At 43.9% G+C, this 16400-nt stretch carries 12 protein-coding genes; 6 read left to right on the top strand and 6 right to left on the bottom strand.

The window, feature by feature from the left end:
• The first annotated feature begins 97 nt into the window (after positions 1-97).
• The gene (locus tag L1070_RS06010; protein ID WP_237124856.1) at positions 98-2116 is read left to right on the top strand and encodes a TonB-dependent copper receptor; all 2019 of its coding nucleotides are present in this window, start codon (positions 98-100) and stop codon (positions 2114-2116) included.
• Positions 2117-2218: 102 nt separating this feature from the next.
• Entirely contained in the window at positions 2219-2446 is a 228-nt protein-coding gene (locus L1070_RS06005; protein WP_237124855.1) for a DUF3820 family protein, read from the top strand.
• Here the strand turns inward: L1070_RS06005 and L1070_RS06000 are convergent.
• The 5 genes from L1070_RS06000 to ilvY all read right to left on the bottom strand — a co-directional run bounded on the left by L1070_RS06000 (position 2443) and on the right by ilvY (position 10008).
• On the bottom strand, positions 2443-3429 hold the full coding sequence (locus tag L1070_RS06000; protein WP_237124854.1) for a sterol desaturase family protein: 987 nt from the start codon (positions 3427-3429) through the stop codon (positions 2443-2445). The genes L1070_RS06005 and L1070_RS06000 overlap by 4 nt on opposite strands.
• Before the next feature lie 63 nt (positions 3430-3492).
• Positions 3493-5718 (bottom strand): TonB-dependent receptor, encoded by a 2226-nt coding sequence (locus L1070_RS05995; RefSeq protein ID WP_237124853.1) that lies wholly within the window; start codon positions 5716-5718, stop codon positions 3493-3495.
• Positions 5711-6979 (bottom strand): imelysin family protein, encoded by a 1269-nt coding sequence (locus tag L1070_RS05990; RefSeq protein ID WP_237124852.1) that lies wholly within the window; start codon positions 6977-6979, stop codon positions 5711-5713. Before L1070_RS05990 ends, L1070_RS05995 begins: the two co-directional genes overlap by 8 nt.
• An 87-nt stretch (positions 6980-7066) precedes the next feature.
• Entirely contained in the window at positions 7067-8815 is a 1749-nt protein-coding gene (locus L1070_RS05985) for a DUF4856 domain-containing protein (protein WP_237124851.1), read from the bottom strand.
• Between the two features lie 299 nt (positions 8816-9114).
• Positions 9115-10008: an HTH-type transcriptional activator IlvY gene (gene ilvY / locus L1070_RS05980; protein WP_237124850.1), complete on the bottom strand. Its 894-nt coding sequence runs from the start codon at positions 10006-10008 to the stop codon at positions 9115-9117.
• A gap of 122 nt (positions 10009-10130) precedes the next feature.
• On the opposite strand from ilvY, the gene ilvC reads away from it, so the two are divergent.
• From ilvC to L1070_RS05960, 4 genes are all read left to right on the top strand, one after another.
• The gene (gene ilvC / locus L1070_RS05975; RefSeq protein WP_237124849.1) at positions 10131-11603 is read left to right on the top strand and encodes a ketol-acid reductoisomerase; all 1473 of its coding nucleotides are present in this window, start codon (positions 10131-10133) and stop codon (positions 11601-11603) included.
• 285 nt (positions 11604-11888) lie between these two features.
• Positions 11889-13802, top strand: a complete 1914-nt coding sequence (locus L1070_RS05970) for a methyl-accepting chemotaxis protein (RefSeq protein WP_237124848.1) — start codon at positions 11889-11891, stop codon at positions 13800-13802.
• Between the two features lie 200 nt (positions 13803-14002).
• Entirely contained in the window at positions 14003-15181 is a 1179-nt protein-coding gene (locus L1070_RS05965; protein ID WP_070984737.1) for a tetratricopeptide repeat protein, read from the top strand.
• A complete protein-coding gene (locus tag L1070_RS05960; protein WP_237124847.1) occupies positions 15102-16058 on the top strand; it encodes a M28 family peptidase in 957 nt (318 codons plus the stop codon). The genes L1070_RS05965 and L1070_RS05960 overlap by 80 nt, the downstream gene beginning before the upstream one ends.
• On the opposite strand, the gene L1070_RS05955 is transcribed toward L1070_RS05960, so the two are convergent.
• A complete protein-coding gene (locus L1070_RS05955) occupies positions 15986-16306 on the bottom strand; it encodes a GIY-YIG nuclease family protein (protein WP_237124846.1) in 321 nt (106 codons plus the stop codon). The two genes, L1070_RS05960 and L1070_RS05955, sit on opposite strands and share 73 nt — an antisense overlap.
• Between the last annotated feature and the right edge of the window lie 94 nt (positions 16307-16400).

Here is a 16400-nt window from a genome sequence, read left to right as displayed (position 1 = left end):
GCGCCTTCCCATCACTTTAGGTGCGACAATCTGTCGCATTCCATACATGCCCACAATCTATAAAATTAGAAGCAAGTTAATAACTTGGAACCTGTCAATGAAACACACTTTGCTCTGTAGTGCTCTATTTAGCGTTTTTTATAGCTATGCCAATGACGATAAATTTGAACATCTCGTAGTGATTGCCCCCATGCAATCTCCCATGCTAATCGTTACCGACCCAAAACAACCAAGACAGCCTCTTCCCGCTCAAGATGGCGCGGATCTACTCTCAAGTATTACGGGGTTTTCTTTGATAAAAAAAGCAGCCGCAAGTGGCGACCCTATCTTCAGAGGTATGGCAGGCTCTCGTCTAAACATTATTACTGATGGTGGGCTAACATTAGGCGGATGTGGTAGTCGCATGGACCCTCCCAGCGCCTACATTACACCACAAGCATACGACACATTAACTGTTATTAAAGGTCCACAATCCGTCAAATACGGTTCAGGCAACAGCGCCGCAACCATTATTTTTGAGAGAAATCAGGAGCGCTTGCAAGCGCAACAAACAACGGGATTTGTCAATGCCACGCTTGCCAGTGCCAAGCGACGCACAATTAATACAGATATAAAAGCGGGTACCCCTGATTACTATGTCCGTATCTCTGGTAACGTGGCTCGTGCTGATGACTATCATGATGGTGACAATACCCGAGTGCATTCAGCATATCAGCGCTGGAACTTGGATACTGAGCTTGCCTATACGCCTACCGATGACAATATTATCAGTGTATCTCTGGGTCGAAGTGATGGTGAGGTTGCTTATGCTGATCGCATGATGGATGGTAGCCTGTTTAAAAGGACCCATGCGGGGCTCTACAGCAAATGGCTGTTGGCTATAAATGGGATCAATCATGTAGAAGCCAAATGGTATTACAATGAAGTTGACCACATCATGGACAACTATAGCTTACGCCCCTTTACTCCAAATATGATGATGAAAGCGCCATCGGCCTCAAACCCAGACCGGCGATCAGTGGGTGGTAAAATTATGTTTGATGCATCTCCTACTACAAATCAAGTATTTGTGTTTGGTGTTGACTATCAACAAGATCATCACCGTAACCGTAGTACCCGTGACCAATTCAACCACCCTGTTGAACATCTACCTCGTTTAACAGATGCCAAGTTCGATAAAGTCGGCCTATTTGCCGAGCACGAGTACACACTTAGTGCGTCTGAACAGATTGTTTCAGGACTGCGCTATGACCGTTGGCATGCGAAAGACTACCGCCAAGAGATCAGCATAATGTCAAATCGCCAACCTAACCCGACTTCGAATATGAAGCGCACAGACGATTTGCTCAGTGGCTTTACGCGATACGAACGCCATTACGATACCCATCATTATTTTATCGGCTTTGGACACGCGCAAAGATTTCCTGATTACTGGGAGCTGTTTGGAGGAAACCGAGCATCGGTCCAGAGCCTGAGTGCTTTTGATACTGATGTAGAAAAAACAAATCAACTTGACTTGGGCACTCAGTACACACATAAAAAGTGGCACGGTACTATATCCATGTTTTACAATCGTATTGACGACTTTATCCTCATCGATAACGCCTTTGGCCAAGGGCCGATGCAGCGTCGCGTCACCCGCAATATCGAGGCTGAAACCTTTGGCGCTGAGGCTGAAGCAAGTTACAACATTACTAAACAGTGGCGGGCAAGCACTAGCATAAACTATGTACGAGGTAGCAATCTGACGGATGGTATTGCACTCGCTCAGCAACCCCCTTTGCAGGTTCGTTTTACACTTGACTATCAAACTGATAATTGGCGTCTAGGTATGTTATGGCGTGTGGTATCAGCGCAACACCGAGTCGCACTGGCGCAAGGAAACATTGCGGGGCAAGATATTGGCCCAAGCCGTGGCTTTGGCGTACTGGCATTCAATGCCCTATATCAACCATCTCCGGATGTTAGCGTAAGTATGGGTGTTGATAATGCCCTAGATCAAACCTACTCGGAACATTTAAGTAAGTCAGGTGCTGCTGTGAGTGGCTATAGTCAAATTGACCGTATTAATGAAGCGGGCACCACCTTATGGGCTAATCTAAACTGGTATTTTTAAGGCCTAATCATTGTGTACGTTGGCTCCCCGACTTTGGGGGGCTACTGTACAGTCGAACCAGCCATGGCTACAATGCGCCTTTGAGTTAAAATAAGAAAGGTCATGAATACTCAGCAAGAAATGATTGACGCCATTAATACCAAAATGCCTTTTGGAAAACACGCTGGCACCCCACTACTTATGCTGCCCGAACCCTACTTGGTTTGGTTCAAGCAGCAGGGCTTTCCAAAAGGTAAGCTGGGAGAACAACTCGCGATGATCTACGAGGTTAAGCTCAATGGCTTAGAGAAGCTACTCATGCCCCTGCTACACACCAAACCAAACCGCTAGTCTAATTTATCAATGGGTTGTTTGGACACTCGCTTGTTTGGAAGTAGTGTCAAACATGCCTGTTTAAACGGCTTCAAATAAATTGCAGTTAGTGAGTCATGCCCTGCATCGTACTGTCCCACACCGATACTAATATGCGGCGCAGCTGAGGCTTTTATCAAAGAGCCATACATTCTGTCCCAAATAGCCAGTGCCGACCCCAAATTGGTATCAAAGTGCTGTGGGTTGTCGCTATGGTGTATTTGATGCTGCGCAGGACTAATAAACCACCCTTCAAGCCAATCACCCCAAGTAAAGCGAATATGAGAATGTCGCAAGTTGGCACCAAAAATATTGAATAAAAACACAAATGCATTGGCACCTAGAATGTCGTACATACTGAGTTCTGTGCCAAAAAAGTGATAACCCAAACCCACAACAAGTCCCTGCGTTAGTGCCATTCGGCAAGCATAGAGATAACTTTCAACAGGGTGTGAGCGATAAATCGTAAACGGCGTTAGCACCTTGGCGGAATGGTGTACTTTATGAAACTCCCAAAAAAACGCCACTTTGTGAAGCAGTAAGTGCAATAAGAAACGCGTTAAATCATCGACAATAAATAACATTAAGGTAAATATCGCGATGACCGCCGACTCTGGCCATGGGAGGTGTAGCGGTTGACCAAAGCACCATTCTAGAATTTCTGTTGTCGCTATCGCAACAGGCACCATAGTTAACACAATCGGTGCAAACAAGGCAGCTTTGAGCAGAACGTTACTCACCAGCAAACAGTAGTCTAGTCGAGCGCTTTTACATAACCAGACGTTTTTGGGAAACAAGAATTGTAAAAAGCCACGCATTGAACGCTGGGGCAATTGAGCAGCAAAATATACGGGCACCGCCATGACAACCGCGCTGAATAAGTAAGGTAGATAAATACGCTTATTAGCATCAAGCAAATAGCTTGGCAAAGAGATAAAGCTCTGCCACATCTGTTCTAACATGATTACCCCAAAAAAAGGGCCACATTGTGACCCTTAATTTAACCTTTGTATCAGCAAAACCCATTAAAACTGATACTTATAGCCCAACGAGAACTGACGAGGTTTGCCTGGTCTTGCACCATACGGGCGACGACTCACCACTTCTGTTTCATCTAAGAGATTGTCTACTTTGGCATACACGCGGCCGTAGTCCCCAAGCTCATAGCTTGCTGATAAATCAACGGTGATATTAGACGGCACATCCTTACCAGCAAGAGGAATGTCTACTGAAATACCTGCATCCGCATCTGCCCAACTCACACCAGCAGCCTCTGGCATTGAACTGATGTATTTAACCGCCATTGAAAGCTGCCAGTTTTGCGCAGCTAAGCCAATATTAAAGGTTGCCTGGTGGTTAGGCAAATAAGGCAGTTCATCGCCTTTTTTAACTTCCCCCCACTGTGCAAATTCAGAGCGCAGGGCGTGCTGAAATTCACTTTTGGTATAGGTATACACCAAGCTGTAAGGTATTTCTAAATCTAGGCTCAATGGGTAACGCTGTGAGAATTGCGCCTCGACACCGTATACATCCACTTCTCCGCCATTAAACTCTTGATCTATTTGAGCGTTAATACCGCAGTTCGACTGACTACAGCTCTCTTTTAGGTTGCTGTAATCATTATAAAAGCTGACTAATTCAAACTGAGTTACACCGTCATTAAAGCGGCCACCAAACTCGTAATTAACGCTCTTTTCTAACTTAATATCATCTGCTTGTGCTGGGGATGATGGTACAAACCCTTGATGCACACCAAATAACAGACCCGACTCATCAGATAGCTTATAGAAGCCACTTAACCCAGGCAACCAGATGCGCGTTGTTTTAGCTTGCCAATCTTGCGCATCTTTGTTGTTTTGGTAGTGCATATCCATCAACTCACCACGCACACCAACACCTAAGGTCAATGCATTAACCGTGATTTGATTTTCAAGATATACAGACCACGCATCGGTGGATTCTGTATCTAGGGTTGTAAATACCTTGTCTTGACCCGTATTTGCCACTGACCCCGATGTCATCGCATAGGTCTGTTCAAAGTGTTTACGCTCAATTTCATCTTCATGATAACGCACACCCGCTGAGAGCTTATGCTGTAAATCAAACAAGTTAAACTTGAATGAAGCATCAACCTGCACACCTTGTGAATAGTACTCACGGTCGTTCGTGCCCATGGTCAAGAATATTGAGTTGCGACCCGCCAAAATAGAGTCTTGTTGCCCTGTTATCACTGCATACTCATCAGCATACTGCTCAGGGTTGGCTAAAATCGCCGACAGCGAGCCACTGTTATTGGTTAAACCGTTAAGCTTGCGCCATGCACGTTCGTAATCATTACGGTAAACACGAGTCGTCACGCGTACATCTTCGCTTTCTAGGTAATGTGAAAACATCACCTGCTGATGCTCTGTCTCCATCAAGGCATCTTGAGATGCTGCGTAGCGACGATACGGCGTGCTGGCAAAATCTGAATCTGTCAAACCTAGGTATGTTTCATCCGACTCTTCATCTGCATAAGACAATTTCAAAGCAAAAGTATGGTCAAACTCACCCATACGCATTTTGTAGTTAAACTTAGCGAGCAAGTCATTTTTGTTAAACCCAGTGTTACCACCACCATCTAACTCTTTAAAACCGTCAGCCTGTAAGTTAACGCCTTCCAGTAAAAAGCCCACATTGTTGACCACAGAACCAAAATACCCGTGGGCCTTTTGATATCCATCACTACCGGCTGCGATATCTATACCGCCCTCGGTAAACTCTGGTACTTGACGAGTGATCAAGTTCAGCGTTCCCGCCACTGTTTGCGGTCCGTACTTAATTGCTGCAGGGCCTTTAAATACTTCAACCGCCGTCATGCGCGTGGTTACTGGAAAATAATACGCCGCAGGCGCAGAATAAGGAGATGGACCAATCAAGACACCATCTTCTAAGATAGTGATTTTCTTACTGCGCTCAGGTGTCACACCACGAAAGCCGATATTAGGACGCAAGCCATAACCATCTTCTTCACGAATGTTGACACCCGGCACTGAGGCCAGAATACGGTGAATGTCATCGTATTCGTACTTCTCTAATTGTTCTTCACTGAGCAACGTGGCAGAGCCCGCTTCAGTGCGAAGTTTGTCGTAGTGACTTAGGATCTGAATATGTTCTAACTCACCGTCATTATCCGCTGCCAACGCGTTAGGTATCGCAACTGCGACGGCCAACGCCAACAAAGATTTTTGCATAAAAGGTCCTTTAGTCATTGTCACCTGCCGACGTTTTTGGAAGTTCTAGTGCAAGTTTATTGATGAAGTCATTTTTAAGCTGATCGGTCACCGATTTCACTTGAGTATGTGTATTAGTAACGCTGGCTTTATCGTTAGTCAGTGCGCTTTGCAAATTACCTTCCAATGCATTAGCCGCAGCTTTAGCATTAGCGATACCTTGCAACATGGTTTGTTTAGTATCTGATGCCTGTTGCTCATCTAGAAAATCGTCAAAGCCAGTGCTGTTACTTTCACTGCTACCACCTAGGAATAGCTTCTCAAACACTTCAATGTTTGCTTTGATGTTTTCTATCGAGTGCTTTGCATACACAGATTCTACTTCTTGCGGACAAGCTTCTAGACCACAGCTGTTCGCAAACAAGCCTAAAGGCGTAGCTAATTTGTAGTCTTTTAACTCTTCTGTCATGTAGAACAGCGCATCAGAGATTTCATTGATGGCTTTGGTTTGGGTTGTAAACTTATTACCCGGTTCACCTGCGTTCTTCAGTACTTGGCTGTAGCCTTGTTCACCATTCCAATGATTTATCAAGGTTTGCGCAGAGTGGCTCAAGTCGCTGGCCACTTCTACAGCAAAATTACAACGCGCCACCTTACGAAGCTGCTCACTGCGTGTATTCCAGTCATCCAGAATATCACCGGCAGCGATTGCACTACAGCTGTAGTCTTGGTTCTCGTTGAACAGCAAATATTCAAGAGCATCAAGACCTTTACGCTTATCAGAACGATTACGGATATTGTAGGCCGTGCCATTCACATTGCCCTGTTCAAAAAACACTACATCCTGGTCAACACTACAAGTACTTGCCTGTGGCCAAGAGTAAATGTCGTTGCGCAGTGCTTTGTCGTTATCAAGCAATGGCCCTACAATCATAAGCTCAGCATGTTGCCAGCTGATCATCGCTTCACGCCATGCATCTTGAGAAACCTGCTTCGCAGCATCCAGTGCTTGTTTGGCAGCATCATCTTGCATGCTCGGATCATAGGCGGTTTCTAAGTCACAGTAGGCTTTAATTTGACTCGGTAATGATTGTGCTTTGTCTGCAAATGCTTCAAATGTTGGCGTGATTACGTTGTCAGTGAGGTTAACCAATAATGCTTTTTGGTCAAAGCTAGTTACCACGTCATTTTTGTTATCAGCAAAGTTTTCACCCGCTGAACTTGAGGTACTTTCACCACACCCGCTTAACAGTGCCGCGACGGTACTTGCTAATAGTAAAGGTTTTAATGTTGGTGCCATCAATTGCCTCTTTTTATAGATTTTTTATACGACAAAAGGTTAGCTTATAAAAGCTAACCTTTTTTAAAAGTCTGACTTGTGTGTTAATTACCAGTTGGCAACAACATCAGCGTCAAAGCCATATACTTGCTCTAAAATATCACGCGCTTGTTGTAGTTGCGCAATGTATGCTTCCATATCAGCTTGCGCACCAACAACAGGTTTATTACCCATCAACTCGTTCATTTGTGCAAACTTGCCAGCGTTAGCTTCGCTGTTAAACGGTGATTCTGGGTTAAACTGTAGGTTAAGCGCAAAGCCTTTCATTTCTGACCAATGCTTAGCTAAAGTCACAAATTTATCGGCCTCATAGGTGCCCGCTTTCATGTCTTCTAAATCTTGCACTGTATCGTTGATGTAGTGTACAACCGTTGCTGAGATTGACTTTTCCCACGCCGCGGTTGCAGCAACTGCGTATGCTTTAAGCTCAGTTAGCTGTGCGTCTGTTAATTCCGTACCTACATTGTCAGAGATAAGCTTACGACCTGCGAAGAACGCATCAAATGCTTCTTTGCTGTAATCAGTTGAAGCCTCAGCATCTGTCGAACCTAAGTCACGCTTTGCAGCATTCGTTGAGTTACCGAAGTTGTACTCAGCGTTTAGGTCAATTTTACCGTCTGCATTGTAGTCATTGTAACCCTGCCAGCCTTCACGGCCACCTTTACCTGCGATTTCTTCATCTGTGTAGCTCATGTAGTTACGCGCAGCACCGAAGTAACCAAAACCTTCGTCCCACTGGTGCTCAAGGTTGCTGTACTTTGCATCGCCTTCAATGATGTTGCTGGTTAGTAAGCCTTTACCTTCCGTTGCATTGTCTAGGTAATCATCCGCACCTTGTGAGAATGCCACGGCACCATATAAAAACTTTTGCGTAAGTTGCTTAAGGTCAACACCATCAGCCGTTACATAAAGCGTTTCAATTTCTTTGCCGTTTGGTGTTGAAACTGAAGAAGCCTGCGCACGTTCAACAAGTTGAGCAAATAACGCATTGATTAGGCCCTCTGGCGTGTTAGTCTCAAGACCCGCCCAACCTTCAAAGCTTGTACCATCATTCCAGTTGTTATGTTGGCCTGTAGCATCGTTACCCGCAATTTTACCGCTTAAGTCTTTGTGGCTACCAGAAATGTCAGAGAGCGTCATTTGCTCAGAATCGCTCACAACCGTCAATGTCATCGCGACTGCAACCGCATCGTAATCACCATCAGCGATTTTGTAGTATTTGTTTAGCTGAGCGAGTAGCTCTTCAGCTGTCATTGTTTGTGCATCAGCTAACAAGCCATCAGCGCTACCAATGTAGTTGTAAAGCTCTTTAATCAATACGTGACGTGCAATTTGGCCTGAGTAAGATACGCTTGACTCACCAGATGTGCTGTTCACAAAATCATAATCTTGTTCGTCTGCTACCTCAAAGGTTACCGTTTGCGTAAACGTATTGTTGGCGCTGTCTTTTACGGTAACGTCAACTGATACTTCTTGCTCAGCTTCATAGTTAAGTGTCACTGCTGGTTTTAGCGCAAGTGAAGTGCCATCGATTGTGAAACGCTCATCTTCAGTTGAGAAGGTGAAAGTTTCGTTTGCATCTGCATCAGTTGCAGACAACGTACCAACCACTTGACCTGCCACGTTCTCATTTACGTCACCTTGTGCTGCCAATGCAATTGCTGTTGGTGCTTTATTCGTTGGCGTATCTGTATCTGGGTTGTTGTTAGAGCCGTCAGAGCTTGAACCGCCACACGCAGTTAAACCCAATGTTGCAACCAAAATAGAAGTAGCTAAGAGAGACTTTCTTAAAACCATCAATGATTTCCTCAGAAAATTATTAATATTTATATTTCTTGATATGGGGGTAAAGTATACACATATCTAAATGACAATCAATATTATTTGCGTTGCCTGCATAAAGATCGGTAAAATCATCAACAAGCCATGACTAATCTGTAAACAGAAAAGTCTTTATAAATAGTATATGGTGTCAAATATACCGAGGAATGTAGGCCAAATTTGTAGACCCATTAAGATGTAGACTGTGTGTAAAACGCCGTAAAACCTTGTGAATCATCATTTTTAAAAACAAAACAATATTATCTCAATCACGCTTAAAATAATTCTGTTGCGCATTGCCACAGTGCATTCACTACTGGGTCTTGTAGCCGCTTTTGTTTACAGACGAGTCCAATTTCAATGCCTTCCAGCATTCCCCGAGTATCTAAGTATTGCACTTGTTGTTGAAAGGGGCTTTGATCCAACACAATTTGCGGTACACATGCCACCCCAAAGCCTAAACTTGCTAACGCCACCATGGCTTCATGTCCAGATACATGAGCATATACTTTTGGAGTGAGCTTTTGCACAGTGCAAAACGCGTCAACCCGCTCTTTGAGCACACCGTGTTCGGGCATAATAAATGGCAAATTTGCCCACAGTGCACTGCTGTTTTGATAACGATTTAAAATGTCTGTGAGCGGGCAATCCATCACAGGGGCAATAACAACAAGCTGAGACTTACCTAGCGGTAAATATGCCAGGCCTTGCGGTAGGGTCGATGGCTTCACCGCCACCGCTAAGTCTTCTTTTCCTGTTTGTACATGATTTATCGAAAACGCAGGGTCGCCCGTGTTGAGGTTAAGCTCAACCGCAGGGTACTGCTTACGAAACAGCGCAAACAATTCATAGGTAAAACTATAAGTGGCGGTCACCGAGCAATACATGCTCAACTCCCCGCTAAGTGGACCTTCATTATCCTGACAATGACTTTTAAACTGTCGCCATTTGGCCAGTGTGGCTTGAGAATACTCAACAAATGCCTTGCCGTGGGGTGTTAGAATCACGCTGCGATTGTCACGGATGAAAAGTTCAGTGCCAAGCTCTTGCTCAAGTTGCTTAATTTGGCGACTGAGCGTTGGTGCACTCACGTGGCATAGCTCACTGGCTCTGGCAAAGTGCAGTGTTTCAGCCAATGTGAGAAAGTAGCCCAATTGTTTATGGTCCATACCTTACCTTTCATTAAATGAAATATAATAATTCAAATATATCATTTTACGTAATCAATAACAGCGCTTATGCTCAACCTATCATTATTTCTAACAACAAGTGATTTTATAAAGGTAATATCATGGCGAACTATTTCAATACATTACCCCTAAGAGAGCAGCTTGCTCAATTAGCACAATGCGAGTTTATGGACCCTAGAGAATTTGACGATGGGGTAAAGGTATTAGAAGGCAAAAAACTGGTCATTGTTGGCTGTGGCGCACAAGGTTTAAATCAGGGTTTAAACCTACGTGATTCGGGTTTAGATGTAAGCTATGCGCTGCGCGAATCTGCTATCAAAGAAAAGCGTCAATCGTTTATCAGTGCGTCAGAAAATGGTTTTACCGTAGGCACCTACCAAGAGCTAATCCCAACAGCAGATCTTGTGCTTAACCTAACACCTGACAAACAACATACAGCGGTAGTGAGTGCAGTCATGCCACTGATGAAACAAGGTGCAACTCTTGCCTATTCACATGGCTTTAATATTGTTGAAGAAGGCATGCAAGTACGCCAAGACATTACCGTGATCATGGTAGCACCTAAGTGTCCTGGTACAGAAGTACGTGAAGAGTACAAGCGTGGCTTTGGTGTACCAACGCTTATTGCTGTTCACCCAGAAAACGACCCAGAAGGAAAAGGTTTGGCACAGGCTAAAGCTTATGCAGCTGGCACCGGTGGCCACAAAGCAGGTGTATTACACTCTTCATTTATCGCAGAAGTGAAGTCAGACCTAATGGGTGAACAAACCATCCTGTGTGGCATGTTGCAAACTGGTTCATTACTTTGTTTCGATAAAATGGTCGAGCAAGGCATTGATGCTAGCTACGCTTCTAAACTCATCCAATATGGTTGGGAAGTGATCACAGAAGCCCTCAAACACGGCGGTATCACCAACATGATGGATCGCTTATCAAACCCTGCAAAAATCAAGGCGTTTGAGTTAAGTGAAGAGCTAAAGCAAATAATGCGTCCGCTTTACAACAAGCATATGGACGACATCATCAGCGGCGAGTTCTCAAAAGGTATGATGGCAGACTGGGCAGAAGACGACGCCAAACTACTTTCATGGCGCGAAGAAACCGCTAACACCGCATTTGAAAAGCAACAAAATACCGATGAAGAAATCTGTGAACAAACGTTCTTTGATAAGGGTATTTTAATGGTTGCAATGGTGAAAGCGGGCGTTGAGTTAGCATTTGAAACCATGACCGCTGCGGGCATCATTGATGAGTCGGCTTACTATGAGTCACTACATGAAACACCTTTGATTGCCAATACCATTGCGCGTAAGAAGTTATTTGAAATGAACAGAACGATTTCTGATACCGCAGAATACGGCTGTTATTTATATAACCATGCATGTTTACCGCTACTTAAGCCATTTATGAGCAAAGTGAATGCAGATGTCATAGGCCAAGGTCTAAGTGAGAGCGATAACTACGTTGATAATCAGGCGCTGATCAAGGTAAACCATGCTATTCGTACCCACCCTGTTGAAGTAATTGGTGAGACATTACGTGGTTACATGTCAGCGATGAAGAAAATCGTTTAAACCTTCTCCCTAGGCAAGTAACTGAGCGACCTTGCCAGTTTTTAACAGTTCGCTTGTTAGAAACCAAAGCCCATCAGCCTATGCGATGGGCTTTTTCTATTATAGATCCAATATCCATGTTCAGCCTGTATAAATCACCAATTAGAGTTATATAACTAATTTATAGGTTTATATAATAAAACCTGTGTATACAAACACATCGGAAACTTATGGCGCAGAAATAATATGCCCTAATAATCCGTTATGCTAGAATATTTAATTCAGTTCGGTAAAAAGTGTAATTAAATGCGGATGTATAACTTATCTATCACTCAAAGGATCACCCTACTGGGTAGTTTAATCGCAATCATAGTTGCCAGTGTCATTGGTGCCACAGCGATTTATAGTGCCAAGACCATGACTGAAAAAAGGATGTTGGAGTCAGAGCTACCAAGCAAAGTAGAAAGTATAAATAAATCAATAGCACAACAAATTTTGCAACTAAAAAGTGCAGCCCAACAACTCTCCAGTAACAAGTTCATTCTTGAGATGGCCAAGCAAGGCCAACTGGATGAACAAACACTGGTGGATGAACTTAAGCGCATAGCTGGGCAGTACGACCTAGTGACTGCGTCTTGGGCCAATCGACAAAGTGCTCAATATTGGAACCAAGACGGATTTCTGCGCGTTTTAAATCAACAACAAGATGGTTGGTTCTTCGGGTTTACTCAAAGTGGCGAGGCGTTCTCTATTAGCATTTTCCAAGAAGCGCCAGGTGATGTAAAAATGTTTGTAAATCATCAACAAACTAATGGTATTGGTCTGGCAGGGTTGGCCAAAAGTATTGATGATATGCAGCGTATGCTAAGCGAGATGAAAATAGAAAAAACAGGCTTTGTATACGTGGTCAACTCACAAGGTCAGGTACAGCTTCACCCGGATGCATCTAAAGTTGCCAAATCTAATTTGAGTGATTTTTATGGCCGTAACGCCAACAACCAGTTGCTAACACGTAAAACATTTTCATCTGGGTCCTTTGTGATTGATGGTCGTAATACTATCGTTGCCGCAAGCCCAATCGAGCAGACCGACCTGTATGTTATCGCACAAGTCCCCTCTAAAGAGGTATTTGATGAAATTAACTCTTTGCAATGGCAAATTATCCTGTTCGCTCTGATCACGGCAATAATCGCAAGCTTTATCAGCTTATTAATGGCGAAGAACCTGAGTGCACCACTGTCAAATATGGCACAATTATTTGCACGCTTGGGCAGTGGTGACGCTAAGCTACATTACCGAGTACCACAGTCCAACCAGCCTGAATTACAAGCCTTGGCAGATGGCTTCAACGAGTTTATTTCAAAAATTGAGTCGGCAATCAAAATGGTTGCCAGCGAAAGCCGTGAGATCCGCACGGCCAGTGAGCAGGTGTTTGAACAAAGTATCAAAAACTCAAAAGCACTGGACGAACAAAAGTCTCAAACAATTAGTGTTGCAGCAGCTATCAATGAGATGGGCGCAACTGTACAAGAGATTGCTGGCAGTGCCAATAATTCGGCAAAGCTTACTGAGCAAGGCAAAGCATCATCCGAACAAAGCCATCAACGCGTACAGCAAAGCCAGCAAATTCTGCAAACCTTGGCTGGTGACATTGACGCCATGGCGCATGAGGTTGAGACCTTAGCTCAGAAAACACAGTCAATCGCCAATATTGTTGATGCGATTCGCGGTATCTCTGAGCAAACTAACTTATTGGCGCTCAATGCAGCGATTGAGTCAGCCCGTGCCGGTGAGCATGGCAGAGGGTTTGCCGTGGTGGCCGACGAAGTGCGTGCGCTTGCAAGTAGAACCTCAAAGTCTACCGATGAAATACAAGCGACAATCAGTGAGTTGACTCAAACATCTGATGCTATTGTTGTGCAAATTAATCAGTCAAAACAACAGGCTGAACACAGCGTAGAGAGCATGCAAACGTCAGTTGAATTGATGTCAGAAGTCACCGAAGCTGCCAATCAAATCAATGATATGACGACACTTATCGCAGCTGCAACCGAGCAACAAAGTAATGTGGTGGCTGATGTAGGGCGCAGTATAGAGCACATCAGCACTATTAGTGATGAAGTCACCAATGCTCAGCTTAATACAGAACATGCGATTCAAGCACTCGCAGACTCCGCTAAATCGCTGGATGATTTAGTTGCGAGTTTTGAACAAAAATAACCTCTTTCACTGGCGGTCTTGATGACCGCCAAACTTCCTTCCTCGCATAATTACTCATATTCCATCAGCTTTGTGAAATATTTCACGCTTGATCACGGTCTCTGTCAGTACTAACCGAAATAATTTGTAACCCTTAAACTGCCAAAGGACTTGAAATATCAACTATGCTATAGATATGTAGCTGTATCAGGAAATATGTTATGCCAATATTTAAACAAACCCTATGCCTAAGTGCCTTATTGAGTGCGCTGATACTCACGGGCTGCAATAGTACATCTGGCTCGATACACATTGACCAGAACATAGGCCTCAATAGTACATTCAAACGCGTAGCGGTTGAATCTGAACATGATGTATTTCACTTAGACCCAAAAATTACATCACAATTAACACTCTTTTTTAAAAATGGTACGCCTCAGCTAGCACAAACCAAGGCACTGATGCAGTTTCTGGTTGATAATGGCGAGTCATCACTGGCCTATCAATCCGACGCGAACTTAACCGCATCACAAGCCTACTACAACTTGAACGCAAACTGCCTATCACTATCAATCCTAGCCTATAGCTTGGCTGAACACTTAGGGTTTGATGCTCAATTTCAGCGGGTTCATATTCCTGAATATTGGGACCAAAGCCAAGGATACAGCTTATTGACAGGTCATGTAAATTTGGTTGTCTCTGAGACGAATCGTAATGTAGATAACAGCCATATCTTATATACACGCCCAAAATCAATCGTCATCGATTTTGATCCAAATAGTCGTAGACAAGCATTTAGCACTTCCAACATCAGCAAACAACGCATTTTAGCGATGTTTTATAGCAACAAAGGCGCAATGGCTTTGGTAAATGCTGATAACGATAAAGCCTACAGCTATTTATCAGCTGCCGTAAAAGCAGATCCAGAATATTCTGGGGCGTGGGGAAACCTAGGAATTTTGTATCGAGTTGCAGGATTTCATGAACAGGCAGAGCAAGCCTATCAACAAGCACTCACGCTTGATCCTGAAAACAATAATGTATTAGGTAATCTGGCCTTGCTTTTCAAGCTCACTGACCGAGTAGATGAAGGTGAGAAAATTCTTGCCCGCCTTGAAGATAAGCGCAAAAATAACCCCTATTACCTGATTGTAAAAGGTAACGAAGCGCTTAATGCGCAACAATACTCACAAGCCCTGTCATTCTTCCGCAGAGCCAAAAAGCTTGATCATCATCTACACGACAGCTATTTTGGCATGGCAAAAGTATATTATTTGAGAGACGACCTTGAACGTGCGAAGTATTATTTATCAAAAGCTTATGAGCTTTCTGAATTTGACCATGACCGCAACCGTTATCAAGGCAAATTGCAATGGCTGCAAGCTGTGGCTAAGAATTAGTACCATCATACTTTGTTGCGCATCGCCTTTTGCGGTGTCGCAACAGCTATTCGACGACTTAGCAACACTCACAAGCCCAGCACATGCAGGCAGAAGTGCCGGTAGCGATGAGCCAAACCTCAGCGCTCAATTCCTCTTTGCAAGATTCACACAACTTGGCCTACAAACCGAGTATCAACGCTTTTCGTTCAAAACTGGTTTTACATCAGAGGCCACTGGGCACAACGTTGTAGCTAAACTCCCTTGTAATACTCCGCGCTGTGGAAAAGCAATCGTTGTGTCAGCACATTACGACCATTTAGGCACCAAGGGCAGTAAAATATATGCCGGTGCAAATGATAACGCGTCGGGTACTGCAGCCTTGCTAGCCTTAGCACAGCAACTAAAAACTGCTAAGCGATATTACCCAATTATCTTGCTTGCCACAGATGCTGAGGAGAAAGGTCTTCACGGCGCTAAGCATTACGCTAGTAAGATAAATAGTACGGAGTATGCGCTCAATATTAACCTTGATATGTTGGCATTAAACCAAAAAAGTACGCTTTATGTGATGCATTCTAGAACGGCTAAACCTTACGTAGAGGTGTTAGCCAGATTACCAGTACATGACTTCAAATTGAAGCTCGCCAGTTCACCACAAAGAATGCGTAGGTTGGTTGGCACCGAACGTGTTGATTGGCTCAAAGCCAGCGATCACTATGCCTTTCACAAAGCTGGGCTACCCTATTTGTATTTTGGTATGGGGGAAGATAAACACCATCACAGTGTTAAAGATACACTTGAGCAAATAGATTTTAAAAAGTATCAACACGTGGTCAACTTCATCAATGATTTTATCGTTGCATTGCTTGATTGTCCTTTAGATTGCACCAGCTGAATTTTTTGCGCCTTAGAAAGTTTTTTGATTTGCCACTCTAACTTACTGGCTTCGCTTTTATCACCTACTGCGTGACTAAAAATCAAGGTTAATGGTCCCTTCCCTTTTAAGTTTTTAGCCCCAGTCCCAGCACTGTGCGCTGCAAACCGTTTAGCGACATCCGTGGTTATGCCTGTGTACCAATGGCCAAACTTTGTCTCTACAATATAAACAAACCATTTTTTAGTGTCTCTTGGCTCTATCACCATGTCAAAATACCTACTATGGAGAAACTTTTTGCTGCATGTATGGTCGAAGTTCCACAAGAAGCTTTACCTTCTGCGCTTAATCAGTATCATGCAA

The sequence above is a fragment of the Pseudoalteromonas sp. MMG022 genome (assembly GCF_021654245.1).
Taxonomy (GTDB): domain Bacteria; phylum Pseudomonadota; class Gammaproteobacteria; order Enterobacterales; family Alteromonadaceae; genus Pseudoalteromonas; species Pseudoalteromonas amylolytica.
Note: the sequence above shows the minus strand (reverse complement) of the source record. Positions and strands in the feature narration are given on the sequence as shown.